The organism is Pseudomonas sp. R3-52-08 (assembly GCF_003851745.1).
In the GTDB taxonomy this organism is placed as follows: Bacteria; Pseudomonadota; Gammaproteobacteria; order Pseudomonadales; family Pseudomonadaceae; genus Aquipseudomonas.
Map to the genome: position 1 here is coordinate 4,391,296 of NZ_CP027730.1, position 25,308 is coordinate 4,416,603.

The 25,308-nt window shown below is 61.2% G+C and carries 18 protein-coding genes and 1 pseudogene; 10 read left to right on the forward strand and 9 right to left on the reverse strand.

Annotated elements, in window-relative coordinates:
- Positions 1-191: 191 nt before the first annotated feature.
- Positions 192-1,181: an alpha/beta fold hydrolase gene (locus tag C4J91_RS20165; RefSeq protein ID WP_124363935.1), complete on the reverse strand. Its 990-nt coding sequence runs from the start codon at positions 1,179-1,181 to the stop codon at positions 192-194.
- Positions 1,182-1,287: 106 nt separating this feature from the next.
- Positions 1,288-3,663, reverse strand: a complete 2,376-nt coding sequence (gene ppsA, locus C4J91_RS20170; protein ID WP_124363936.1) for a phosphoenolpyruvate synthase — start codon at positions 3,661-3,663, stop codon at positions 1,288-1,290.
- Between the two features lie 178 nt (positions 3,664-3,841).
- Between ppsA and C4J91_RS20175 the strand changes: the two genes are divergently transcribed.
- Entirely contained in the window at positions 3,842-4,660 is an 819-nt protein-coding gene (locus tag C4J91_RS20175) for a pyruvate, water dikinase regulatory protein (RefSeq protein WP_003193298.1), read from the forward strand.
- A gap of 110 nt (positions 4,661-4,770) precedes the next feature.
- Here C4J91_RS20175 and C4J91_RS20180 read toward each other — a convergent pair whose 3' ends face one another.
- Entirely contained in the window at positions 4,771-6,195 is a 1,425-nt protein-coding gene (locus C4J91_RS20180) for a PLP-dependent aminotransferase family protein (protein ID WP_124363937.1), read from the reverse strand.
- Between the two features lie 160 nt (positions 6,196-6,355).
- Between C4J91_RS20180 and C4J91_RS20185 the strand changes: the two genes are divergently transcribed.
- Genes C4J91_RS20185 through C4J91_RS20205 form a run of 5 tightly spaced genes read left to right on the forward strand, consistent with a single transcriptional unit; the run spans position 6,356 to position 11,828 of the window.
- Positions 6,356-7,249, forward strand: a complete 894-nt coding sequence (locus tag C4J91_RS20185; protein WP_164484591.1) for a DMT family transporter — start codon at positions 6,356-6,358, stop codon at positions 7,247-7,249.
- Between the two features lie 23 nt (positions 7,250-7,272).
- Complete coding sequence (gene moeB / locus C4J91_RS20190) at positions 7,273-9,135, forward strand: molybdopterin-synthase adenylyltransferase MoeB (protein WP_124363939.1); 1,863 nt, start codon at positions 7,273-7,275, stop codon at positions 9,133-9,135.
- Between the two features lie 14 nt (positions 9,136-9,149).
- Complete coding sequence (locus C4J91_RS20195) at positions 9,150-10,064, forward strand: PLP-dependent cysteine synthase family protein (protein WP_124363940.1); 915 nt, start codon at positions 9,150-9,152, stop codon at positions 10,062-10,064.
- A gap of 37 nt (positions 10,065-10,101) precedes the next feature.
- Positions 10,102-11,094, forward strand: coding sequence for a serine O-acetyltransferase (locus tag C4J91_RS20200; RefSeq protein ID WP_124363941.1), 993 nt, complete (start codon positions 10,102-10,104; stop codon positions 11,092-11,094).
- A 2-nt stretch (positions 11,095-11,096) separates the two neighbouring features.
- A complete protein-coding gene (locus C4J91_RS20205) occupies positions 11,097-11,828 on the forward strand; it encodes an alanyl-tRNA editing protein (protein ID WP_124363942.1) in 732 nt (243 codons plus the stop codon).
- A gap of 162 nt (positions 11,829-11,990) precedes the next feature.
- On the opposite strand, the pseudogene prpD reads toward C4J91_RS20205, so the two are convergent.
- The 6 genes and pseudogenes from prpD to C4J91_RS20235 all read right to left on the reverse strand — a co-directional run bounded on the left by prpD (position 11,991) and on the right by C4J91_RS20235 (position 20,508).
- A pseudogene (prpD, locus tag C4J91_RS20210) lies at positions 11,991-13,475 on the reverse strand (2-methylcitrate dehydratase).
- A gap of 272 nt (positions 13,476-13,747) precedes the next feature.
- Positions 13,748-14,938: a 2-methylaconitate cis-trans isomerase PrpF gene (gene prpF / locus C4J91_RS20215; RefSeq protein WP_124363943.1), complete on the reverse strand. Its 1,191-nt coding sequence runs from the start codon at positions 14,936-14,938 to the stop codon at positions 13,748-13,750.
- Between the two features lie 10 nt (positions 14,939-14,948).
- Entirely contained in the window at positions 14,949-17,543 is a 2,595-nt protein-coding gene (acnD, locus tag C4J91_RS20220) for a Fe/S-dependent 2-methylisocitrate dehydratase AcnD (RefSeq protein ID WP_124363944.1), read from the reverse strand.
- 189 nt (positions 17,544-17,732) lie between these two features.
- Positions 17,733-18,860: a 2-methylcitrate synthase gene (gene prpC, locus C4J91_RS20225; protein ID WP_124363945.1), complete on the reverse strand. Its 1,128-nt coding sequence runs from the start codon at positions 18,858-18,860 to the stop codon at positions 17,733-17,735.
- Between the two features lie 42 nt (positions 18,861-18,902).
- The gene (gene prpB / locus C4J91_RS20230) at positions 18,903-19,796 is read right to left on the reverse strand and encodes a methylisocitrate lyase (RefSeq protein ID WP_124363946.1); all 894 of its coding nucleotides are present in this window, start codon (positions 19,794-19,796) and stop codon (positions 18,903-18,905) included.
- A gap of 13 nt (positions 19,797-19,809) precedes the next feature.
- Positions 19,810-20,508 (reverse strand): GntR family transcriptional regulator, encoded by a 699-nt coding sequence (locus C4J91_RS20235; RefSeq protein WP_124363947.1) that lies wholly within the window; start codon positions 20,506-20,508, stop codon positions 19,810-19,812.
- Between the two features lie 266 nt (positions 20,509-20,774).
- On the opposite strand from C4J91_RS20235, the gene C4J91_RS20240 reads away from it, so the two are divergent.
- The 4 genes from C4J91_RS20240 to pabB all read left to right on the forward strand — a co-directional run bounded on the left by C4J91_RS20240 (position 20,775) and on the right by pabB (position 25,280).
- Positions 20,775-21,311, forward strand: a complete 537-nt coding sequence (locus C4J91_RS20240) for an ATP-dependent zinc protease (RefSeq protein ID WP_124363948.1) — start codon at positions 20,775-20,777, stop codon at positions 21,309-21,311.
- Positions 21,312-21,316: 5 nt separating this feature from the next.
- On the forward strand, positions 21,317-22,849 hold the full coding sequence (locus tag C4J91_RS20245) for an inactive transglutaminase family protein (protein WP_124363949.1): 1,533 nt from the start codon (positions 21,317-21,319) through the stop codon (positions 22,847-22,849).
- Positions 22,849-23,835: an alpha-L-glutamate ligase-like protein gene (locus C4J91_RS20250; protein WP_124363950.1), complete on the forward strand. Its 987-nt coding sequence runs from the start codon at positions 22,849-22,851 to the stop codon at positions 23,833-23,835. The genes C4J91_RS20245 and C4J91_RS20250 overlap by 1 nt, the downstream gene beginning before the upstream one ends.
- Positions 23,836-23,936: 101 nt before the next feature.
- Positions 23,937-25,280, forward strand: a complete 1,344-nt coding sequence (gene pabB, locus C4J91_RS20255; protein WP_124363951.1) for an aminodeoxychorismate synthase component I — start codon at positions 23,937-23,939, stop codon at positions 25,278-25,280.
- The last annotated feature ends 28 nt before the right edge of the window (positions 25,281-25,308 follow it).

Genomic DNA, 25,308 nt, shown 5'->3' on the forward strand with positions numbered 1-25,308 from the left:
AGGGTGTACATCAGAAAAACGTCTTGCAACAGGCATTCTTTAAGGACTTGGCCGCGAATGCCGGCCATGATCAGACTCACCTGCGCGTAACGCAACGGCCGTTACGCGACTGAATATGACCAGAAGCGCCTGAGGCGTCATATCTTAGCCGCAACCACACAAGAGTGAAACGCCCTCGGTAGAGGGCTTCGTCAAACGACCGCAGCCACCTCGGGCCGGGTGCCGAACACAGGTGTCAGCGGGTCTTTCAACCAACGTTCCACCAACGGCCACACTTGGGCCTGTGCCGCTTTGCTGACCAGCATTTGTACATGCCCGAAATCATCGGTAAAACCCTGCCGACGCCCCAGACACAGGTATTGGCGATGTTCGCTGCCGACTTGCTCAAACAGCTTGCGACATGCCCAGTCCGGGTCTTGCCGGTCGCCCGCCGCGCTGACCGCCAACAGCGGCACGTCAACCTCTGCCAGGCCTTTCCACCAATCGCGCTCGGCGTCGCCAAAGCGGCCGAACAGGCCATTCCAACGCATCGCTTCGATTAGCACGCCGGCCGGTTCATCCTCGGGCCCGCGTTTGAATCGTGGGCCGGACACTTGGGCAAGACGCTTCAAGATAAATCGACCGCCCCATTCCACCGGTGGAATTTTCAACGGCCAATACGTGCGGCTGACCTGGCAACCAAAGATCGCCACCGAAGCCACCCACTGTGCGCCCAGGTATTGCCCGCCCAGCGCGGCAACCAACGTGGTGGCGCCGAGGGAATGCCCGATCCAGTGCGCAGCCTGCCCGCTTTGCTCGTGCACAAACGCACCAATGGCCGGCAAATCGTAACGTGCGTAATCGGCGACACGGTTGCGGGCGTAGTCGTGGTTGCGCTTGGACAGGCCATGGCCGCGCATTTCCGGGATCCATACATCAAACCCCTGGCGTGCCAAGTGAGCCCCCAGACCGATGCCCTTGGGCGAATACCAGAAGCGCCGATTGGAAAAACTGCCGTGCAAGAAAATAACCGGCGTGCCCCGGTTTTCCGGGACATCGGCCAGGCCCAGACGGGTAACCGCCAGTTCGACGGTACCGTCGGGGCTGTTACCGGGCTTGAGGCGGTACACATCTTCACTCAGGTCGCCACGACGTTCAGCGCTGATCAAGGCGACGGGAAACAGGTTGCTGCTGCTTTGCATAATCTTCTTGCACAAAAAAGGGCGGCGTCCGGTAGGAGTTCCGCCCTGTACAGATAAGAATGCCGGTCACCCTCAACGGGTGACCGGCACTTTTGACGTAGCGACGTTAAGCGGGCGCTTGGCCTTCGGCGAGGAAGAACCAGGTTTCCAGCACGGAGTCGGGGTTCAGCGAGACGCTTTCGATGCCCTGTTCCATCAGCCACTTGGCCAAGTCAGGGTGATCGGAAGGGCCCTGGCCGCAGATACCGATGTACTTGCCGGCCTTGTTACAGGCCTGGATGGCGTTGGCCAGCAGCTTCTTGACCGCAGGGTTTCGCTCGTCGAACAGGTGAGCGATGATCCCGGAGTCGCGGTCCAGGCCCAGGGTCAGCTGGGTCAGGTCGTTGGAGCCGATGGAGAAACCGTCGAAGAACTCCAGGAACTCCTCGGCCAGAATGGCGTTGGACGGCAGCTCGCACATCATGATGACCCGCAGGCCGTTCTCGCCGCGCGTCAAACCGTTTTCAGCGAGCAGGTCGACCACCTGGCTCGCCTCGCCCAGGGTACGCACGAACGGCACCATGATTTCGACGTTGGTCAGCCCCATCTCGTTGCGCACACGCTTGAGGGCGCGGCATTCGAGTTCGAAGCAGTCACGGAACGCTTCGCTGATATAACGCGAGGCGCCACGGAAACCCAGCATCGGGTTTTCTTCTTCTGGCTCGTAGAGCTTGCCGCCGATCAGGTTCGCGTATTCGTTGGACTTGAAGTCCGACAGGCGCACGATGACTTTTTTCGGGTAGAACGCCGCCGCCAGGGTGCTGATGCCTTCCACCAGCTTCTCGACATAGAAGCCCACCGGGTCGTTGTAGCCGGCGATGCGCTTGTCGACGCTTTCCTTGATGTCCAGCGGCAGGCCGTCGTAGTTCAACAGGGCCTTGGGGTGCACGCCGATCATACGGTTGATGATGAACTCCAGGCGGGCCAGGCCCACACCGGCGTTCGGCAGCTGCGCGAAGTCAAAGGCGCGGTCCGGGTTGCCGACGTTCATCATGATCTTGAACGGCAGGTCCGGCATGGCGTCGATGGAGTTCTGCTTGATGTCGAAGCCCAGCTCGCCTTCGAAGATGAAACCGGTGTCGCCTTCGGCGCAGGACACGGTCACACCCTGGCCATCTTTCAACAGCTGGGTGGCGTTGCCGCAACCCACGACCGCAGGAATACCCAGCTCACGGGCGATGATCGCCGCGTGGCACGTGCGCCCGCCACGGTTGGTGACGATGGCGCTGGCGCGTTTCATCACCGGTTCCCAGTCCGGGTCGGTCATGTCGGAGACCAGCACGTCGCCCGGCTGGACTTTGTCCATCTCGGAAACGTCCTTGATGATGCGTACCTTGCCGGCGCCGATGCGCTGGCCAATGGCTCGGCCTTCCACCAGCACCGTGCCGGTTTCTTTCAGCAGGTAGCGTTCCATGACGTTGGCCGACGTGCGGCTCTTAACGGTCTCGGGACGGGCCTGCACGATGTACAGCTTGCCGTCGTCACCGTCCTTGGCCCATTCGATGTCCATCGGGCACTTGTAGTGCTTCTCGATGATCATCGCTTGCTTGGCCAATTCGCTGACTTCAGCGTCGGAAAGGCAGAAACGCGCGCGCTCGGCCTTGTCGACGTCCACTGTTTTAACGGAACGACCGGCCTTGGCCTCGTCGCCGTAGATCATCTTGATCGCCTTGCTGCCCAGGTTGCGGCGCAGGATGGCCGGGCGGCCGGCCTCAAGGGTGTGCTTGTGCACGTAGAATTCATCCGGATTCACCGCGCCTTGTACTACGGTTTCGCCCAGGCCGTAGGCGCCGGTGATGAATACCACATCACGGAAGCCCGATTCGGTATCGAGGGTGAACATCACGCCGGCGGTGCCGGTTTCCGAACGCACCATGCGCTGCACACCGGCAGACAACGCCACCAGCTTGTGGTCGAAACCCTGGTGCACGCGGTAGGAAATGGCGCGGTCGTTGAACAGCGAGGCAAACACTTCCTTGGCCGCGCGGATCACGTTCTCCACGCCGCGGATGTTGAGGAAGGTCTCTTGCTGACCGGCGAACGAGGCGTCCGGCAAGTCTTCGGCGGTGGCCGAGGACCGCACGGCGACGGCCATATCCGGGTTACCGGCGGACAAGGTGGCGAAGGCGGTGCGGATCTCTTCGTTGAGCTTCTCGGGGAACTCGGCATCCATGATCCATTGGCGGATCTGGCTGCCGGTTTTGGCCAGGGCGTTGACGTCATCGACGTCCAGGGCGTCCAGCGCGGCGTGGATCTGGGCATTGAGGCCGCTCAGCTCGAGGAAATCACGGTAAGCCTGGGCCGTGGTGGCAAAACCACCCGGCACCGAGACACCGGCGCCTGCAAGATTACTGATCATCTCGCCGAGGGATGCGTTCTTGCCCCCCACATGCTCTACATCATGGACGCCGAGCTTATCGAGGGAAACTACGTACTCTACCAAGGTGATCTCTCCACTTTCTGTGTTGGAAAAGCTCAGGACGCGGCTTGCTCAGTAGGAGCGAACGCCAGCGCTTGTGGCCTGGACCTGGAAAATAAGTGAGAATGCGGCCCACTGCGGGACGGCAAAATCGCGCCTATCATATCCAAGATTCGCCATCAGCTTAAGGCCCAGGGCTCAAATGAAACGATCTGCTTTCTTTATTTCCGATGGCACCGGCATCACGGCCGAAACACTGGGCCAGAGCCTGCTCGCGCAGTTCGAAAACATTACCTTCGCCAAATTCACACGGCCTTATATAGACAGCGTGGACAAAGCGCGGGCCATGGTACAACAAATCAATCTGGCGGCTGAAAAAGACGGCTTTCGCCCGATCATTTTCGACACCATCGTCAATCAAGACATTCGTGAGATTCTCGCAACGTCGAATGGTTTCATGATCGACATCTTCTCCACGTTCCTGGCGCCATTGGAACAGGAGCTGAGCGAACATTCCTCTTACTCCGTCGGAAAGTCCCATTCCATTGGGCATAACTCCAACTATATGGAGCGGATCGAGGCGGTGAACTTCGCCCTCGACAACGATGACGGCGCCCGCACGCACTACTACGACAAGGCCGACCTGATCCTGGTCGGCGTGTCGCGCTGCGGCAAGACACCCACCTGCCTGTACATGGCCATGCAATTCGGTATCCGCGCGGCCAACTACCCGCTGACCGAAGACGACATGGAACACCTGACGCTGCCAGCCGCGCTGCGTGCGCATTCGCACAAGCTGTTCGGGCTGACCATCGACCCGGACCGGCTGACCGCCATCCGCAACGAACGCAAACCCAACAGCCGCTATTCCAGCTACGCCCAATGCGAATTTGAAGTGCGTGAAGTGGAAAATCTGTTCCGTCGCGAGAATATTGCGCACATCAATTCCACGCATTTTTCGGTGGAAGAGATTTCAGCGAAGATTCTGGTGGAGAAAGGTGTGGAGCGGCGGTTCAAGTAGCCTTGGGGAGGTTTGCTCCTGACGGAGGTGTGTCAGTTGGCGAATTAACCGGCTGATCCAGCGCCATCGGGGGCAAGCCCCCTCCCACATTTGGCCGGTGTACATCAGGTCTACAGGTGAAACCTGCCGCCACCCTGGCCCAGCGCGGTCGCCAGCGCATCAAAGCCCTCGCGCAACAACTGATCATCCCCCGACGTATTACAGATACTCGCACGGATGAACTGCGGCACTGCGGTCTGCCCTACCGCGAACGCCTCGGCGGTCGCGATCAGGTAATTGTTCTGTTTGAGCTCCGCCTCGATTTCCGACGCGCGCCAGGGTTCAGGCACTTCGATCCAGAAGTGTGGGCTGTTGAGGTGAGTGCGGTAGGCCAGCCCATTCAATAAGCCTTCGACCAACGCCTTGCGCCGGCTGATCTCGTTGATCTGCTGGCGCAGCAGGTATTCGGCCGTGCCGTTTTCGATCCACTGGGTCGCCAACTCCAGGGTCACCGGGGTGGCCATCCAGCAGGTCGAACGCAACGCCGCCGAAACCCGACTGACCAGCGCCGGTGGCGCATGCACATACCCGACTCGCAGCCCAGCCGACACCGCTTTGCTCAGGCTGCTGATCAAAATCGTCCGCTCGGGCGCAAAGGCGCTCAACGGCGGCGGGCGGTCTTCCACCAAAACGCCATGGGCCTCGTCCTCGAGAATCAGCAGATTGTGTTCGCGACAGACCTTGACCAAGGCCTCCCGGCGCGCCACCGATAACACCGCCGTCGTAGGATTCTGGATGGTCGGTGTGCAGTACAGCGCCGAAACCCGGTGATTACGACAGACTTCATCCAGTGCGCCCGGCAACACACCTTCTTCGTCCATTTCCAGCCCGATCAGCCGCACACCCAGCATGCGCGCGGCGGTGATCAGCCCTGGGTAAGTCAGCTGCTCGGTGACCACCGTGTCGCCGGCGCGCAGCAACGCCATCATCGCGCAGAGAAGACCGTGCTGGCCGCCATTGACGCAGATGACCTGCTCGGGAATCGGATGGAAGTCGCGCTGCACCAGCCATTGCGCACCGGCCTCACGGTAGCGCGGCAGGCCTGCATCCGGGGTGTAGGCGCTGATGTCCTGGAGGAATTTGCCGTTGGTCGACAGGGTCTGAAAGCTCTGGGCCAGGAACACTGTTTCCTGCCCGGGAATATGCATGTTGCGGCTCATATCGAAGTACTGGCGTGGCTCCTCGCTGAAATTGCGAAAGCCTTCATCACGCTGGCGCTCCATCCCACGCTTGCGCACGAATGTGCCGTCACCCACACGCGCCACTACCAACCCTAGCCGCTCCAGCTCACCGTAGGCCCGGCTGATGGTGCCGATGGTGACACCCAGATTGTCGGAAAGCACCCGATGGGGCGGCAGTTTTCTTCCCGGTTCAATCGTGCCTTCGAGGATGCCCCTTTCCATGACATCGGACAGGCGCTTGTACTTCACGCCCTGACCGTTGGACAACCCCTCACGCATAATTGACACCATGTCAATATTTGTTTTGACAGTCATCATTCGCCCTAATAGTGTGCTTTTGCGGGTTCAATCACCGGATTGAATCACTTATAACAAGTTCAATATAGAGTTCAATTCCGGCTCAGGGAAGCAATAAACGATGCCAATGTCTGCCGTTCTTGAAAACACCGCAAAAACCAAAACCCAGAAACAGTGGCTGGCCGGCCTGATCACGAGCGTCATGTTCCTGATCGTGTGCCTGAGCTGGGGCACCACCTGGCTGGGCATCAAGATCGCAGTGGAAAGCGTGCCGCCACTGACCTCCGCGGGCCTGCGCTTCCTGATCGCCTTCCCGTTGTTCCTGTGTTTCGCCATGGTGCGCCGCGAGCCGATTCTGTTTCCGCGCGAAAGCCGCTGGTTCTTCGTGTTCGTGACCCTGTCCTACTTCAGCATTCCCTATTACCTGCTCAACTACGGCGAGATGCATGTCTCGTCCGGCCTGACCGCCCTGCTGTTCAGCTGCATGCCGGTGTTCATCCTGATCTTCTCCGCGCTGTTCCTGCGTGAGCGCATCTACCTCTCCCAGGTGGTCGGCATCGGTATCGGGTTCGGCAGCCTCTACATGATCATCAAGAGCCAGGGCCTGCACCTGGACCATGCCGAGTTTTTTGGCGTATTGGCGATTCTGACCGCCGCGATCATGCACGCGTTGTGCTACGTGATTACCAAGCAAAAAGGCAGCGCCATCAGTGTCATCACCTACAACACGCTGCCCATCGGCATTGCCGGGCTGATGCTGTTCGTGGCCGGCCTGTGGTTCGAGACCCCGACCTTCGACGACATCACCCTGCGCTCCTGGAGCGCGCTGTTCTACCTCGGGCTGGTGGCGTCGGTGGGCGGCTTCATTGTGTATTTCATGCTGCTCAAGCGCCTGAGCCCGATCATCTTGTCCTTCGTGTTCATCATTTTTCCGGTGTTCGCGGTCATCATCGGCGCCTGGTACGAAGGCGTGGAAATTTCCCGTGACCTGATGCTGTACTCGGCGATCCTGCTGGGCGGTTTTGCGATCACCAAGTTGCCCATTGAAAAACTGCTGGCGAAGAAAAATTGACCCTCAACCCAAGCGAGAGAAACATGGACGTCCTCCGCCCAAAAGCCCTGGAACAGATCTACGCCCACGCAAGTGGCAGCTATCCCGAGGAATGCTGTGGCTTCATCTTTGCCGACGGCAGTGTGTACCTGGGCAGCAATATCCAGAACGAGTTGCACCGCAAGAACCCGCAGATGTACCCACGCAGCGCGGCCAGCGGCTACACCTTTTCAGTCGCCGACACCTTGTTGATGAACAAGGCGTTTCGCAGCGACAACCCGGTGTTGGTGATCTACCACTCGCACCCGGATGTCGGTGCCTATTTCAGCGAGGAAGACCAGGACAAGGCGCTGTTTCTCGGCGAGCCGATCTATCCCGTCAGTTACCTGGTGGTGGATGTTCGCCAAGGCCAGGCTCTGGGGTCAAAGCTGTTTGCCTGGGATGGCAAGCATTTCGCCCTTCAACCTTTCAACGACCTGCACACGGAGTTGTCCATGAACGCTGTCTCTTTCCCCGACATTCTGGTTCGCGTGGCCAAGCTGCCGGAATCGACCCTCGAGGGCGCCGGATCGACATTGCGCGAAGTCATTGAAAACCTCTGCGACAGTCACCCACAGTTGCGCCAGCACCTGTTTCACGAGAAGAACAACCAGCTCAAGGAACACTTCCTGTTCACCGCCGAGGAGGAGCTGATCGACGCTGACGACAGCTTGCCGGCAAAGGCCCGGATCGAAGTGCTGCTCGCCACCTCAGGCGGCATCGACGTCGACACCCTGAGCAATGAAGAAGTGCAACGCTACGTCCGCCATATCACCCTGCCCGGCGTCGGCCGTGAAGGTCAGTTGAACCTGAAAAAAGCCAAGGTGCTGATCATCGGCACCGGTGGCCTGGGCTCGCCCATCAGTCTTTACCTGGCGGCGGCCGGCATCGGTACCCTGGGGCTGGTGGACTTCGACGTGGTGGAAAGCAGCAACCTGCAACGCCAGATCGTGCATGGCAACAGCACCCTGGGCATGCCCAAGGTGGAATCCGCCAAGCAACGCCTGCAAGACCTCAACCGCCACATCCAGATCAACGCGCACAACACCGCGCTCACTGCCGACAACGCCCTGGAGCTGGTGGGCGCCTATGACCTGGTGATCGACGGCACGGACAATTTCGAGACCCGCTACCTGGTCAATGACGCCTGCGTACAGTTGGGCAAACCCTTGGTGTACGGCGCCATCTACCGTTTCGACGGGCAAATCAGCGTACTCAACTATAAAGGTGGGCCTTGCTACCGCTGCCTGTTTCCCAGCGCACCGCCTGCGGAACTGGCGCCCAATTGCAACGCCGGTGGGGTGATCGGCGTGCTGCCGGGAGTGGTCGGGATGATCCAGGCGACCGAGGCGATCAAATTGCTCATCGGTATTGGTGAACCCTTGTCCGGCCGCTTGATGCGCTTCGATGCGCTGGCGATGAAATTCAGCGAGATCCGCTTCAAGCGCCGTGCCGACTGCCCGTGCTGCTCGGAACGGCGCCACAGCGAAGCCGTCGCACCGACGCTGTGCGCGGATGCGGTGCCGAGCCAACCGTGCCTCGCCGAGGAACGCTACATCAAGCCCCGCGTGCTCAAGCAAGTGATCGACAACCACCGCAGCGCCGACGTCTTGCTCGACGTGCGCGACGCCAGCGAACTGGAAGTGTGCAAATTGCCGGGGGTGGTGCACATCCCCCTGGCAGAGCTGGATGAACAGCTCGACAGCCTGAGCCGCGACAACACCCACTACCTGATCTGCTATGCCGGGACGCGTGCCGAGCAGGCCGCCAGCACCTTGTTGGCCGCAGGCTTCGCCAATACCAAGGTGCTGCAGGGCGGCATGAAACACTGGGTGCGCGACGTCGAACCCGACATGCCGCTGTACTGATCGGGGGTCGACTGATGCTGCATAACTCCATTCTCGACGTGATCGGCCACACCCCGATCGTACGTCTGGCGCAGTTTTCCGAAGACCTCGGCATCGAGGTCTATGCCAAGCTGGAATCCCTCAACCCGGGCGGCAGCCACAAAGCGCGCATCGCCCTGGGCATGATCCTCGACGCCGAACGCCGTGGCGTGCTGATGCGCGATTCCGGGCAGACCATCATCGAACCCAGCGGTGGCAATACCGGTATCGGCCTGGCGATGGCGGGCAATGTGCTCGGCTATAAAGTGGTGCTGGTGATTCCGGACAACTACAGCCCCGAAAAACAGAAGCTGCTGCGCCTGTACGGCGCCCGGGTGGTGCTGTCGGACAGCCGCCTCGGTAACAATTCCCACGGCGAAAAGTGCATGGAGCTGCAGTTGGAAAACCCCAACTACGTGATGCTCAACCAGCAACGCAACGGCGCCAACCCGCAAACCCACCGCGACACCACCGCCCCGGAGATCATCCGCGCCTTCGGTGAGCGGCGCGTGGACTATTTCGTCAGCGGCATCGGCACCGGTGGGCATATCACCGGTATCGGCGAAACCCTCAAGGCGGCCTGGCCGGCGATCCGCGTGATGGGCGTGGAGCCGGAGGAATGCGACCTGCTCAAGGACCAACACGCCTCGCACGCCATCCAGGGCCTGTCGATTGGGCTGATCCCGAGCATTCTCAACCTGGACGTACTGGACGGCATGCTCAAGGTGTCCCACTCGGCGTGCCTGGAAATGATCAAACGCATCATGCGCACCGACGCCATCAGCCTGGGGCTGTCATCGGCCGCCAACATGGTCGCCATCGCCCAACTCGCCCCGGAACTGCCGCCCGAAACGGTGGTGCTGACCATGGTCTACGACAATGCCGACAGCTACCTGCCCAGTTTCGAATAACCGGTTACCCAACCAACCAGAATGCGGGGGTGCCTCCATGGGAGGCTTTATCGACATGCAACAGCTGCATGATGAGTTGCTGACCCACCTCATCCAAACCCTGACGCCTGCGCAGATGAAGCAACTGGAACCGCACCTGGCGCCGCTGATCCAGACTGCCGCCCAGGCGGTGGCCGAGGACCTGATCGCCTACGCCTATCGCGACCCGGCCTCGCGCGGGCGTGGCGAATTGATCCTGGAATCCTACGCCTCGTTCAAGGCGGTGTTGTTCTACCGGCTTGCGCACCTGGTGTGGAATTTCCCGGAGCCCGCCCCCGGCGTCTTTACCCGCATCGCCCTCAAGCTCAGCAACCAGGGCAAGATCCTCTCCGGGGCCGAGATTCACCCGGCTGCGCGCATCGGCCGGCGCTTTGTGCTGGACCATGGCTACGGCACGGTCATCGGCGAAACCTGCGAGATCGGTAACGACTGCTACATCCTGTGTGGCGTGACCCTGGGCGCGCGCGGTATCGCCAACAACCCGGACGGCAAGCGCCATCCACGCCTGGGCAACAATGTCGAGGTTGGCGCCGGGGCACGGGTGCTGGGCTATGTGCAGATCGGCGACAACGTATTTATCAGCCCCTCCTGTGTCATTACCCAGGACGTGCCGGCGGGCACTAAGGTCAAGGTGGTCAACCAGATCCAGCTGCAGAAAAACGATGAATCGGATCACAGCAGCTACCTTGGCGCATTCGCCCTGGATGAGCGCCTGCACGTCGTCGGCGAGGTGGATGCCGGCCATAAGGTCACGGTGCTGGACGCCGACTTTCATCCGCTGCCAGGGCTGATGCTCGAACCCACGGTGAAAGAGCGTCATCACCTGCAGTTTCGCCTGCGCCGCCTCGACACAGGCGAACAACTGCCGCGCCTGCCGCTGAACCTGAAAGTCTGCGGGCCGGCGTTTGAAATCACCCTGCTCTCACCCCCTGGCTTGAGTGCGATGGTGCGTCACCTGTTGCAAGCCAGCCCACTGATCGTCGGAGGTTGAACATGTCCGTGCATACCATGGAAACCCTGGCGCTGTTCGACAGCGCGCCCTATCAAAACGCCTTCAGCGCCCGGGTGATTGCGGTCAGCGAGCACGGCGTCGCCCTGGAGCACACGCTGTTCTACCCAACCGGCGGCGGGCAACCGGGGGACACCGGCCACCTCACCCTGGCCGACGGCACCCGCGTGGCGGTCACCGGCACGGTGCGCGACCCGGTGCTGCGCTCGATCATCTGGCACCAGGTGGAACAGTGCCCCGCGCACCTGACCGCCGGCGTCCAAGTAGACGCCGGCCTGGATTGGGAGCGGCGCTACCAGCATATGAAGATGCATACCTGCCTGCACCTGCTGTGCTCGATCATCGACGCGCCGGTGACGGGATGCAGCATCAGTGCAGACAAAGGTCGCCTGGATTTCGACCTGCCGGAAATGACCCTGGATAAAGACAGCATTACCCGCGACCTTAACGCCTTGATCGAACAGGCCCACTCGGTGAAAACCTTGTCGATGCCTGCCTCTGAGTACTCGACTCTGCTGCAGATCACCCGCACCCAGGCGGTAGCACCGCCGGTGATCCAAGGCTCGGTACGCGTGATTGAAATTCCCGGCATCGACATCCAGCCATGCGGTGGTACCCATGTGCTCAACACCGAGGAGATCGGCCGGGTGTTCTGCGAGAAAATCGAGAAGAAGAGCAAGCACAACCGTCGGGTGATTTTGCGGTTTGAGTCATAACTGAGCCTGACTCGACAGTCATAACACTGCAAAACCAATGTGGGAGGGGGCTTGCTCCCGATAGCGGTGGATCAGCCAATGAACCTGTTGACTGACACACTGCTATCGGGAGCAAGTCGAATCGTCGCACCGCCCCTCCCACATTGGGTTGTGTGGTGTTTTTCAGATCATGAACAGGTCCATGAAGCGGTTGACGGGGGTCGCTTCCAGCCGCGCCTGGTCTTTGCACAACGCAAAGATTTCGGCACTGCGCTGCGCGGTAAACCGCGTCGCCAGGTTGGCCTTGAACTTGTCTTCCAGCAGCGGGATGCCATCCTCTCGACGACGACGATGGCCAATCGGATATTCCACCGCCACCTGCTCGGTGCAGGTGCCATCGATGAAAAACACCTGCACCGCATTGGCAATGGAGCGCTTGTCGGCCTGCAGATATTCGCGGCTGTAACGGGGGTCTTCGACGATCACCATTTTCGCGCGCAGCTCATCGATGATCGGATGGGCGGCATGGAATTGATCCTCATAGTGCTCGGCCACCAGGTTGCCGAAGGCCAACGGCACGGCGGTCATGTATTGCAGGCAATGGTCGCGGTCCGCAGCGTTGGCCAAGGGGCCGACTTTGGAAATGATGCGAATCGCCGACTCGTGGGTGGTGATCACGATGCGCTCGATCGCATGCAGGCGGTTCTTCACCAACGGGTGCAAGGTCACCGCCGCTTCGCAGGCCGTCTGCGCATGGAATTCAGCGGGAAAGCTGATCTTGAACAGCACGTTTTCCATCACGTAGGTACCGTAGGGCTGGGACAGGCTGAACCGGCGTTGCTCTTGAGGTTTGAGGGCCAGATCCTTGTTGGTATGGCTGAACAATACGTCGTAGAACCCCCACTGTGGCGCGCTCAGCACGCCGGGAATACCCATCTCGCCGCGCAATGCGATATCCGCCAGGCGCACCCCGCGACTCGACGCATCGCCCGCCGCCCAGGATTTACGCGAACCGGCGTTCGGCGCATGGCGGTAAGTACGCAATGCCTGCCCGTCGACAAACGCATGGGATAACGCCGCGAGCAGTTGCTCACGGTCGGCGCCCATCAGCTTGGCGGTGACCGCAGTGGAGGCGACTTTCACCAGCAGCACATGGTCGAGGCCGACGCGATTGAAGGCGTTTTCCAGGGCAATCACGCCCTGGATTTCGTGGGCCATGATCATGGCTTCCAACACCGCGCGTACGGTCAGCGGTGCGTCGCCATGGGCCACGCGTTTTTGCGACAGGTGATCGGCCACGGCGAGGATGCCGCCCAGGTTGTCCGAAGGATGGCCCCATTCAGCCGCGAGTCAGGTGTCGTTGTAGTCGAGCCAGCGCACGATGCAGCCGATGTCCCAGGCGGCCTTGACCGGGTCCAACCGCAACGAAGTGCCCGGCACCCTTGCCCCGAACGGCACCACGGTGCCCTCGACGAGCGGCCCCAGGTGCTTGGTGCACTCAGGGAAGCGCAAGGCCAGCAGGCCGCAACCGAGAGTGTCCATCAGGCAGTTGCGGGCGGTGTCCAGTGCGGCCTCGGACTCGATCCGGTAGGTGAGGATATAGTCGGCAATGTCCTGCAGGACCTGATCGTAGTCGGGGCGATTGTTCTGGTCGACGTTGGCGCTCATGGCGGTTCTCCAAAAAGGTGGTTTATTCCTCAGGGTCACGATTAATCATCAGGGCAGGTCTGGTTGCCTGCCTTGGAATAGAGATCCCATGTGGGAGGGGCAAGACCTATTGCCAGTCAGTTAAGGCTTTTGGTAGGAGCGAGCTTGCTCGCGAAGAACTCAGGGCCCCGCGTTTATCCAGAATGAACGCGTTGCCTGGGCGTTTTTCGCGAGCAAGCTCGCTCCTACATTGAATCGCTCAACCCCCCTCCCACAGGGATGGGTGTTGGGCTTTAGAAGGCATCGCCGGGAACGCGCACAAACCCCTCCATCAACACCCGCGCACTGCGGCTCATGATGGCTTTCTTCACCACCCATTCACCGTTCACTTGCGTCGCCTCGGCACCCACGCGCAAGGTGCCCGACGGATGCCCGAAGCGCACGGCATTGCGTTCCACGCCACCGGCCGCCTGGTTGACCAGGGTGCCGGAAATCGCCGCCGCCGTGCCGATCGCCACCGCCGCCGTGCCCATCATTGCGTGGTGCAATTTGCCCATGGACAACGCCCGCACCAGCAAATCCACATCACCGGCCTTGATCGCCTTGCCACTGGACGCCACGTAATCCGCAGGCTTGGCCACAAACGCCAGCTTCGGCGTGTGCTGGCGCAGGGCTGCTTCGTCCAGGTGCTTGATCAGGCCCATGCGCAACGCGCCATAGGCACGCACGGTCTCGAACATCGCCAGGGCTTTCGGGTCGCCATTGACCGCGCCTTGCAACTCAGTGCCGGTGTAGCCTAAATCTTGAGCATTGATAAAAATCGTCGGGATGCCGGCGTCGATCAGGGTGGCCTTGAAGGTGCCGACGCCGGGCACTTCCAGCTCATCGATCAGGTTGCCGGTGGGGAACATCGAGCCACCACCGCCCTCTTCTTCCGCCGCCGGGTCGATGAATTCCAGCTGCACTTCGGCAGCCGGAAAGGTCACGCCATCCAGTTCAAAATCACCGGTTTCCTGCACAGCGCCGTCGGTGATCGGCACATGGGCGATGATGGTCTTGCCGATATTGGCTTGCCATATGCGCACCACGGCCACGCCGTTGTGGGGCACACGGCCTGGGTCGACCAGGCCGGCGCTGATGGCGAACGAACCGACCGCCGCCGAGAGGTTGCCGCAGTTGCCACTCCAATCGACAAACGGCTTGTCGATGGACACCTGGCCGAACAGGTAATCCACGTCGTGCCCGGCACGCGTGCTCTTGGCCAGGATCACGGTTTTGCTGGTGCTGGACGTGGCGCCGCCCATGCCATCGATTTGCTTGTCATAGGGGTCGGGGCTGCCGATCACCCGCAACAGCAAGGCGTCGCGGGCAGCGCCCGGTACCTGCGCCGAGGGCGGCAGGTCATTGAGGCTGAAGAAAACTCCCTTGCTGGTGCCACCCCGCATATAGGTGGCGGGGATCTTGATTTGCGCTACGTGTGCCATGGTTAACCCCTCAGGCCGTCGCCGCCGATTCCAAAAAGTCCTGGGCAAAACGTTGCAACACGCCGCCCGCCTCGTAGATCGACACTTCTTCAGCGGTGTCCAGGCGGCAGGTCACCGGCACTTCGACACGCTCGCCATTCCTGCGGTTGATCACCAGGGTCAATTGCGCGCGCGGCGTGCGTTCGCCGACCACATCATAGGTTTCGCTGCCGTCGATCTTGAGGGTGTGGCGGTCGGTGCCCGGCAAGAATTCCAGGGGCAACACGCCCATGCCGACCAGGTTGGTGCGGTGGATGCGCTCGAAACCTTCGGCGGCGATCGCTTCCACACCGGCCAGGCGTACGCCCTTGGCGGCCCAATCGCGGGACGAACCCTGGCCGTAGTCGGCGCCCGCGATAATGATCAGCGGCTGCTTGCGTTCCATGTAGGTTTCGATGGCTTCCCACATACGCGTGACCGTGCCTTCCGGCTCGATACGCGCCAGGGAGCCCTGCTTGACCTTGCCGTTTTCCTGCACCATTTCGTTGAACAGTTTCGGGTTGGCGAAGGTGGCGCGCTGTGCGGTCAGGTGGTCGCCCCTGTGAGTCGCGTAGGAGTTGAAGTCAACTTCCGGCAAGCCCATTTTCGCCAGGTACTCGCCGGCGGCGCTGTCCGGCATGATCGCGTTGGAGGGCGACAGGTGGTCGGTGGTGATGTTGTCCGGCAGCACGGCCAGCGGGCGCATGCCCTTGAGCGGACGTGCGCCGGCCAAGGCGCCTTCCCAATACGGCGGGCGGCGAATATAGGTGCTTTGCGGGCGCCAGTCGTACAGCGGGGTGACTTTAGGGCCGGTGTCTTCGTGGATCGCGAACATCGGGATGTACACGGCGCGAAACTGTTCCGGCTTGACCGAGGCCTTGACCACTGCGTCGATCTCTTCATCGCTCGGCCAGATGTCCTGCAGGCGGATTTCCTTGCCGTCGACGTCGAGCCCGAGCACGTCTTTCTCGATATCGAAACGAATGGTGCCGGCAATCGCATAGGCCACTACCAGCGGCGGCGAAGCGAGGAAGGCCTGCTTGGCGTACGGATGAATACGCCCGTCAAAGTTGCGGTTACCTGACAGCACAGCGGTGGCGTAGAGATCGCGGTCGATGATTTCCTGCTGGATCACCGGGTCGAGCGCGCCGGACATGCCGTTGCAGGTCGTGCACGCGAAGGCCACCACGCCGAAACCGAGTTTTTCCAGCTCATGCCCCAGGCCGGCTTCCTCCAGGTACATGGCCACGGTTTTCGAGCCCGGCGCCAGGGACGACTTGACCCACGGCTTGCGCGTCAGCCCGAGCCGGTTGGCGTTGCGCGCCAGCAGGCCGGCGGCGATCACGTTGCGCGGGTTGCTGGTGTTGGTGCAACTGGTGATGGCGGCAATGATCACGGCGCCGTCAGGCATTTGTCCCGGTACGTCGTCCCACTGGCCGCTGATGCCTTTGGCCGCCAGGTCACGCGTGGCGACACGGGCGTGAGGGTTGCTCGGGCCCGCCATGTTGCGCACCACGCTGGACAGGTCGAACCTGAGGCCGCGCTCGTATTGCGCGCCTTTCAGCTCGTCAGCCCACAGCCCGGTGTGGCGTGCGTACTGCTCCACCAGGGCGACCTGTTCCTCTTCGCGACCGGTGAGCTTCAGGTAGGCGATGGTCTGCTGGTCGATGTAGAACATCGCTGCGGTGGCGCCGTATTCCGGGGCCATGTTGGAGATGGTGGCACGGTCGCCCAGGGTCAGGGCCGAAGCGCCTTCACCGAAGAATTCCAGCCATGCGCCGACGACTTTCTGCTGGCGCAGGAACTCGGTCAGCGCCAGCACCATATCGGTGGCGGTGATGCCCGGCTGCAGCTTGCCGGTCAGCTGCACCCCGACAATTTCCGGCAGGCGCATCCATGAGGCACGCCCGAGCATCACGCTTTCGGCTTCAAGGCCGCCGACCCCGATGGCGATCACGCCCAGGGCATCCACATGCGGGGTGTGGCTGTCGGTGCCGACGCAGGTGTCCGGGAAGGCCACACCGTCGCGCACCTGAATCACCGGTGACATTTTCTCCAGGTTGATCTGGTGCATGATGCCGTTGCCGGGCGGGATCACGTCGACGTTCTTGAAGGCCTTCTTGGTCCACTCGATAAAGTGGAAGCGATCTTCGTTGCGGCGGTCTTCGATGGCGCGGTTCTTTTCGAACGCCTGGGGGTCGGCGCCACCGGCTTCGACGGCCAGGGAGTGGTCGACGATCAACTGGGTCGGCACCACCGGGTTGACCTGCGCCGGATCGCCGCCTTGCAGGGCGATGGCGTCGCGCAGGCCGGCGAGGTCTACCAGGGCGGTCTGGCCGAGGATGTCATGGCACACCACGCGGGCCGGGAACCATGGGAAATCGAGGTCACGCTTGCGCTCGATCAACTGGCTCAGGGAGGCATTGAGGCTGGCCGGGTCGCAACGACGCACCAGGTTTTCCGCGAGTACGCGGGAGGTATACGGCAAGGTGGCGTAGGCGCCGGGAGTGATTGCCTCGACAGCCGCGCGGGCGTCGAAGTAATCCAGGCGACTGCCGGGGAGCGGTTTGCGAAATTCAGTGTTCATCGTCAGGACTCGATCACGGTGATTACATAAGGAGCCGACTGATCCAGGTGTGAAATGCAATCAAAATGTGGGAGGGGGCTTGCCCCCGATAGCGGTGGTTCAGTGCCGGCTGTATCAACTGACAGATTGCTATCGGGGGCAAGCCCCCTCCCACATTTGATTCGGTTACCACTTCAGGATCGTCGATCTTCAGCGACGTTCGATTGGCACGAACTTGCGCTGCTCAACGCCGGTGTACTCGGCGCTTGGACGGATGATGCGGTTATTGGCGCGTTGCTCGAACACGTGCGCCGCCCAGCCGGTGAGCCGCGAACAAACGAAGATCGGCGTGAACAGCTTGGTCGGGATGCCCATGAAGTGGTACGCCGAGGCATGGTAGAAGTCGGCGTTGGGGAACAGCTTCTTCTGTTCCCACATGGTCTTGTCGATGGCTTCGGAAACCGCAAACAACACCGTGTCGCCCACTTCGTCAGCGAGTTTTTTCGACCAACCCTTGATCACTTCATTACGCGGGTCGTTGTCTTTGTAGATGGCGTGGCCAAAGCCCATGATCTTGTCCTTGCGCGCCAGCATGCCGAGGGTGCCTTCGACGGCCTCTTCGGCCGAACCGAAACGCTCGATCATCTCCATCGCCGCTTCGTTGGCGCCGCCGTGCAGCGGGCCGCGCAGGGAACCGATGGCGGCGGTGACGCAGGAATACAGGTCGGACAAGGTCGACGCGCACACCCGGGCAGTGAAGGTCGAGGCGTTGAATTCGTGCTCGGCGTAGAGGATCAGCGACACGTTCATCACTTTGACGTGCAGATCGCTCGGCTTCTTGCCATGCAGCAGGTGCAGGAAGTGCCCGCCGATGCTGGGCTCGTCGGTGACGCAGTCGATGCGCTTGCCGTCGTGGCTGAAGCGGTACCAGTAGCACATGATCGCCGGGAACGCGGCGAGCAGGCGGTCGGTGACGTCACGCTGCACGCTGAAGTCTTTTTCCGGCTCGATATTGCCCAGGAACGAGCAACCGGTACGCATCACGTCCATCGGGTGGGCGTCGGCGGGGATGCGTTCCAGCACTTCTTTCAACGCTTGCGGCAAGTCGCGCAGCTGGCTCAGCCTGGCGCTGTAGGCCGCCAGTTCGGCGCTGGTCGGCAGTTCGCCGTACAGCAGCAGGTAGGCGACTTCTTCAAATTGCGCATCGGCGGCCAGTTCACGCACGTCATAGCCGCGATAGGTCAAGCCAGCGCCGGCCTGGCCGACGGTCGACAGTGCGGTCTGCCCGGCCACCTGGCCACGCAGGCCGGCACCACTCAATACTTTTGCTTCAGCCATGGTTGTTCTCCAATTTTGTCGTTATTCAAGGAGGCGCGCTTGCTACTTCTTCGCGGCAAACAGCGCGTCGAGCTTCTGCTCGAAGGTGTGGTAGTCGATACGATCGTAAAGCTCCATGCGGGTTTGCATGGTGTCGATCACATTCTGCTGCGTACCGTCGCGGCGGATCGCGGTGTAGACGTTCTCGGCAGCCTTGTTCATGGCGCGGAAGGCCGAGAGCGGGTACAGCACGATGGAAACATCGGCAGATTTCAACTGTTCGGTGGTAAACAGCGGGGTCGCGCCGAATTCGGTGATGTTGGCCAGGATCGGCGCTTTCACCCGCGAGGCGAACAACTTGTACATCTCAAGTTCAGTGATGGCTTCCGGGAACACCATGTCGGCACCGGCCTCGATGCACGCGGCGGCGCGCTCCAGGGCGGATTCCAAACCTTCCACGGCCAGGGCGTCGGTGCGGGCCATGATCACGAAGCTGTCATCGGTGCGCGCGTCCACGGCGGCCTTGATGCGGTCGACCATTTCCTGCAGGGACACGATCTCCTTGTTGGGCCGATGGCCGCAGCGCTTGGCGCCGACCTGGTCTTCGATGTGGATGGCCGCCGCGCCGAACTTGATCATCGACTTGACGGTGCGCGCCACGTTGAACGCCGAGGAACCGAAACCGGTGTCCACGTCCACTAGCAGCGGCAGGTCGCATACGTCTGTGATGCGGCGTACGTCGGTCAGCACGTCATCCAGGCCGGTGATGCCCAGGTCCGGAACACCCAGGGAGCCCGCAGCCACGCCGCCACCGGACAGGTAAATCGCCTTGAAGCCGGCGCGTTTGGCCAGCAAGGCGTGGTTGGCATTGATTGCGCCAACCACCTGCAGCGGCTGTTCACTGGCGACCGCGTCACGGAAACGCTGGCCTGGGGTGCTGTTGTTCGTGGAACTCATGACTCACCTCTATTTATTGGGGAGCGCCGTCCGGAAAGTGACGGGCGATGTTGCGTTTGGAAGCGCCGATATGCCGGCGCATCAACAGTTCGGCCAGTTCACCGTCGCGATCGGCAATCGCGTCAAGAATGCGGTGATGCTCGGCAAAGGCCTGGCGTGGACGATTGGGGGTGGCGGAAAACTGGATGCGGTACATGCGCACCAATTGGTACAGCTCGCCGCAGAGCATCTGGGTCAGGGTGCGGTTGCCGGCGCCCTGGATGATCCGGTAATGAAAATCGAAGTCGCCTTCCTGCTGGTAATAGCCGACACCGGCCTGAAACGCGGCATCCCGTTCATGGGTGTGCAATACCTGGCGCAGCTCTTCGATTTCCGCGTCGGTCATGCGCTCGGCCGCCAGCCGGCACGCCATGCCTTCCAATGACTCGCGGATTTCATAGAGCTCGACCAGCTCGGCGTGGCTCAACGACACCACGCGGGCGCCGACGTGGGGCACCCGCACCAGCAGGCGCTGGCCTTCCAGGCGGTGAATCGCCTCGCGCAGCGGGCCACGGCTGATGCCATAGGTGCGCGCCAGCTCCGGTTCGGAAATCTTGGAGCCTGGGGCGATCTCGCCCTTGACGATGGCGGCCTGGATTCGCCGGAAAACGTTTTCCGACATAGTTTGGGATTCGTCCGACAGCGCCGGCGGAGATTCCGTTTGATCCAGCATATTGTCGACACCTTTAAAAGCAATGCTGCAAAAACTAGTCAATTACCCCTGACTAGTCAAAGAATAAATCAACATTGTCGACAATCGTCTAATAACCTCCGGCGTGGATCCAAGAGCATGGCCGCCTGCCAGCGCTGGCGCCAAAAAAGCATCATGTTAGAATGCCCGCCGCATTTGCCTGACATCGCTAGATGAAATGGCGCACGAGGGAGCTTGCGCAGTAATGCCAGTCGCCTTGAATTTCGCACTGCATCGCCTCAGGAATTATGAGACTCAAGCCCTTCCCCCTACTGTTATGCCTACTGTCCCTGCCGAGCCTTGGCGTTGCCGCCGAGAAGACCGTGTATGGCCTGAATGAATATGCCAAGCTGGCGGGCCTCGACCTGGAAGTCGCGGCCAAGCTCGACACGGGCGCCAAGACCGCCTCGCTGAGTGCACGCGATATCAAACGCTTCAAGCGCAATGGGGAATCCTGGGTACGCTTCTACCTGGCCATCGACGCCGCCCATTCCCACCCCATCGAACGTCCACTGGCCCGCGTCAGCAAGATCAAGCGCCGTGCCGATGATTACGACCCCGATGAGGATAAGCAGTACACCGCTCGTCCGGTGATTGCCCTGGATATCTGCATGGGCAGCGCTTTACGCAGCATCGAAGTGAACTTGACTGACCGCAGCACCTTCCAATACCCGCTGCTGATCGGCTCCGAAGCGCTCAAGCGCTTTGATGCGCTGATCGACCCCAGCCTTAAATATGCAGCAGGCAAACCTGCCTGCGCCGCCGACGCTCATACCGCCGAGTAAACCGAATGCGCTCTCTGACCCTGCACCTGAAAATCCTGATCACCATTTTGGTGGTGCTGGGTATTTCGGTCACCGCCTACCAGATCTTCGTGCTGGGCATCCCTGTCACCGAGGACGCCACCGATGACTTGTGGAACATCGACGCGAAGGTCGAGTTCGTCGCCAACCCCAAGGACCCGGTGAAGGTTTCGATGTTCGTGCCGCCGTTGAGCCGCGACTTCGTCAGCCTCAATGAGAGCTTTATTTCGAACAACTACGGGGTGAGCGTCAATCGCGCCGACGGTAACCGCAAGGTCACCTGGTCGGCGCGCCGCGCCAAGGGTAACCAGACCCTGTATTACCGCCTGGTGCTGACCAAGCGCTATAGCGGTGAAAAGGTCAAGATCAAGGGCCCGACGTTCCGCGACAGCATCGCCGTGGAAGGCCCGGAAAAAATCGCCGCCGAAGCCTTGCTCGCGCCGATTCGCCAGCACTCGGCAGACGTCGAGACCTTTATTACCGAAGCCATCAAGCGCACCAACAACCTCAACGACGACAATGTGAAACTGCTGCTGGCGGGCGACCCGTCGACGTCGCACAAGGCCAAGATCGTTGAATTGCTGCTGTCCATCGCCCACGTACCGGTGGAAAAAGTCCACACCATTCGCCTCGTCGCCGACCAGCCGCAATCTCCGGAACTGTGGCTGCGCAGCTTCAATGGGAATGACTGGCTGTACTTCAACCCGGAAACCGGTGAACAAGGCCTGCCCGCCGACCGGCTGCTGTGGTGGACCGGCGATGAAAACCTGATCACGGTCGATGGCGGCAAGAAAGCCATGGTGACCTTCAGCCTGAACAACAGCGAAATGAACGCGATTCGCCTGGCCAAGCTGACCGACGAAAACACCGACGCCAACTTCCTCGAATACTCGTTGTACGGCCTGCCGCTGCAAACCCAGCAGACGTTCATGATCATGGTGATGATCCCGATTGGCGTGCTGGTGATCCTGATCCTGCGCAACCTGATCGGCCTGCAGACCCTCGGCACCTTTACCCCGGTGCTGATTGCCCTGGCCTTCCGCGAGACGCAACTGGGTTTCGGGATTGTGCTGTTTACAATCATCACCGCGCTGGGGCTGTCGCTCAGGTCCTACCTTGAGCACTTGAAACTGCAGATGCTGCCGAGGCTGTCGGTGGTGCTGACCTTCGTGGTGGTGCTGATTGCCGCCATCAGCCTGTTCAGCCACAAGCTGGGCCTGGAGCGGGGCCTGTCGGTAGCGCTGTTCCCGATGGTGATCCTGACCATGACCATCGAACGCCTGTCGATCACCTGGGAAGAGCGCGGCGCCAACCATGCGCTGAAAGTGGCGATCGGCACGCTGTTCGCGGCATCCCTGGCGCACATCATCATGAGCGTGCCGGAGCTGATCTACTTCGTGTTCACCTTCCCGGCGATCCTGCTGATCCTGGTGGGCTTCATGCTGGCCATGGGCCGTTATCGCGGCTACCGCCTGACCGAACTGGTACGTTTCAAGGCATTCCTGAAGGCTGACTCCTAATGTTCGGCTTCTGGAAGACCTGGAAGGCCCTGGAAGCGCGCGGGATCATGGGCATCAACCGGCGTAACGCCGACTACGTGCTCAAGTACAACAAGCGCAGCCTGTACCCGATCGTGGATGACAAGATCATCACCAAGGAACGGGCCATGGCGGCCGGCATCCATGTACCTGAAATGTATGGGGTAATCTCCACCGAGAAAGAAATCGACAAGCTCGACGAAATCATCGGTGGGCGCAGCGACTTCGTGATCAAGCCCGCCCAGGGCGCCGGCGGCGACGGCATCCTGGTGGTGGCGGACCGCTTTGAGGGACGCTATCGCACAGTGTCCGGCAAGATCATCAGCCATGAAGAAATCGAGCATCAGATTTCCAGCATTCTCACCGGCCTGTACTCCCTCGGCGGCCACCGCGATCGCGCCTTGATCGAATACCGCGTGGTACCCGACCAGATCTTCAAGAGCATCAGCTACGAAGGCGTGCCGGATATCCGCATCATCGTGCTGATGGGCTACCCGGTGATGGCGATGCTGCGCTTGCCGACGCGCCAGTCCGGTGGCAAGGCCAACCTGCACCAAGGCGCGATTGGCGTGGGTGTAGACCTCGCCACCGGCCTGACCTTGCGTGGCACCTGGCTGAACAACATCATCACCAAGCACCCCGATACCACCAACGCGGTGGACGGCGTACAACTGCCCAACTGGGACGGTTTCATGAAGCTGGCGGCCGGCTGCTATGAACTGTGCGGCCTGGGCTATATCGGTGTGGACATGGTGCTGGACCAGGAAAAAGGCCCGCTGATCCTCGAGCTGAACGCGCGGCCGGGGCTGAATATCCAGATTGCCAACGACTGCGGCCTGACTCTGCGCACCCATGCGGTGGAGGCGCGACTGGAAGAACTGAAAGCCGCTGGCGTGAGCGAAACGCCGGAAGAACGGGTGAAGTTCGTGCAAGAGATGTTTGGCCATATACCGCCCGTGGAAGGCTGATCCGGCCTTCGAACTGTCTATCCCCGACATCCCCTCTAGGAGCAAATCCTGCGGGGGACTACAATCCCCTCCCCTCGCGCCACTGGCTGATTCACCCCCGCATGTCGACCTGTTCCGTTTACCCGTTGCCCTATCGGGCCAACCCCGCCGAGTATTTTGCGGCGATTCGCCATGCGCCCGGTGCGGTGCTGCTCGACAGCGGCCGACCGACGGCGGAGCGTGGCCGTTATGACCTGCTCAGCGCCTGGCCTGAAGCGACCTTGGCGGTTGAGCCTGACGAAAGCGGCGGCGATTTCCTGCAACGTTTGCGCAAAAGCCTGACGCACTTGGGCGAAGCGGCATTGCCCGCTGGCTTGGAGCTGCCGTTTGCCGGAGGCTTGATCGGCTATCTGAGTTACGATTTCGGCCGACACCTGGAACAGATGCCGCACCTGGCGGTAGACGACTTGCACCTGCCGGACGCGCGCTTGGGACTGTATGCCTGGGCGCTGATCAGCGATCACGCTGCGCAGTCCAGCCAACTGGTATTCCACCCCAGCCTTGCAGACAGCGAACGGCAACGCCTGATCAGCCTGTTCAGCGCCGCCGTCGTCGACACGTCTGCGGCGTTCAAGTTGCAAGGGCCCATGGCACCGGACCTGACGGCCGAGGCCTATCGGCAGGCCATCGTGCGTATTCAGGACTATATCCAGGCAGGCGATTGCTACCAGGTCAACTTCGCCCAGCGCTTTCGCGCGCCCTGCATCGGTGATCCGTGGGCCGCCTATTGCGCGCTGCGCAAGGCCTGCCCGACGCCGTTTTCCGGGTTCCAGAGCCTGCCGGAAGGTGGCGCGGTGCTGAGCCTGTCGCCGGAACGCTTCGTCAAGGTCAGCCAGCGCCAGGTTGAAACCCGCCCGATCAAAGGCACCCGCCCCCGTGGCCCGACGCCGCAAGAAGATGCGGCACACGCCGCCGACCTCTTGGCCAGCCCCAAGGACCGCGCGGAAAACCTGATGATTGTCGACCTGCTGCGCAACGACCTCGGCCGCAGTTGCCGTATCGGCTCGGTAAAAGTCCCCGAGTTGTTCAGCCTGGAAAGCTACCCCAACGTGCACCATCTGGTGAGCAGCGTCACCGGCACTTTGGCCGACGATAAAGATGCCCTCGACCTCATCGCCGGCAGCTTCCCCGGCGGCTCCATCACCGGTGCGCCGAAGATCCGCGCCATGCAGATCATCGACGAACTGGAACCGACCCGACGCGGCCTGTACTGCGGTTCGCTGATGTATCTGGACGTGCGCGGCGAGATGGACAGCTCCATCGCCATCCGCAGTTTGCTGGTCAAGGACGCACAGGTGTGCTGCTGGGGCGGCGGCGGGATCGTGGCGGACTCGCAGTGGGAGGCGGAATATCAGGAGTCGCTGACCAAGGTACAGGTGTTGTTACACACGTTGGAAGGCCTCTAGCACCCAAGCCACTCCTGCCGCTGAGGGC

Coding starts and splice junctions, on each gene's coding strand:
- C4J91_RS20165 (WP_124363935.1), bottom strand. CDS start 1,181: ATGCAAAGCAGCAGCAACCTGTTTCCCGTCGCCTTGATCAGCGCTGAA.
- C4J91_RS20175 (WP_003193298.1), top strand. CDS start 3,842: ATGAAACGATCTGCTTTCTTTATTTCCGATGGCACCGGCATCACGGCC.
- C4J91_RS20180 (WP_124363937.1), bottom strand. CDS start 6,195: ATGACTGTCAAAACAAATATTGACATGGTGTCAATTATGCGTGAGGGG.
- moeB (WP_124363939.1), top strand. CDS start 7,273: ATGGACGTCCTCCGCCCAAAAGCCCTGGAACAGATCTACGCCCACGCA.
- C4J91_RS20195 (WP_124363940.1), top strand. CDS start 9,150: ATGCTGCATAACTCCATTCTCGACGTGATCGGCCACACCCCGATCGTA.
- C4J91_RS20200 (WP_124363941.1), top strand. CDS start 10,102: ATGGGAGGCTTTATCGACATGCAACAGCTGCATGATGAGTTGCTGACC.
- C4J91_RS20205 (WP_124363942.1), top strand. CDS start 11,097: ATGTCCGTGCATACCATGGAAACCCTGGCGCTGTTCGACAGCGCGCCC.
- prpF (WP_124363943.1), bottom strand. CDS start 14,938: ATGGCACACGTAGCGCAAATCAAGATCCCCGCCACCTATATGCGGGGT.
- acnD (WP_124363944.1), bottom strand. CDS start 17,543: ATGAACACTGAATTTCGCAAACCGCTCCCCGGCAGTCGCCTGGATTAC.
- prpC (WP_124363945.1), bottom strand. CDS start 18,860: ATGGCTGAAGCAAAAGTATTGAGTGGTGCCGGCCTGCGTGGCCAGGTG.
- prpB (WP_124363946.1), bottom strand. CDS start 19,796: ATGAGTTCCACGAACAACAGCACCCCAGGCCAGCGTTTCCGTGACGCG.
- C4J91_RS20235 (WP_124363947.1), bottom strand. CDS start 20,508: ATGCTGGATCAAACGGAATCTCCGCCGGCGCTGTCGGACGAATCCCAA.
- C4J91_RS20240 (WP_124363948.1), top strand. CDS start 20,775: ATGAGACTCAAGCCCTTCCCCCTACTGTTATGCCTACTGTCCCTGCCG.
- C4J91_RS20245 (WP_124363949.1), top strand. CDS start 21,317: ATGCGCTCTCTGACCCTGCACCTGAAAATCCTGATCACCATTTTGGTG.
- C4J91_RS20250 (WP_124363950.1), top strand. CDS start 22,849: ATGTTCGGCTTCTGGAAGACCTGGAAGGCCCTGGAAGCGCGCGGGATC.
- pabB (WP_124363951.1), top strand. CDS start 23,937: ATGTCGACCTGTTCCGTTTACCCGTTGCCCTATCGGGCCAACCCCGCC.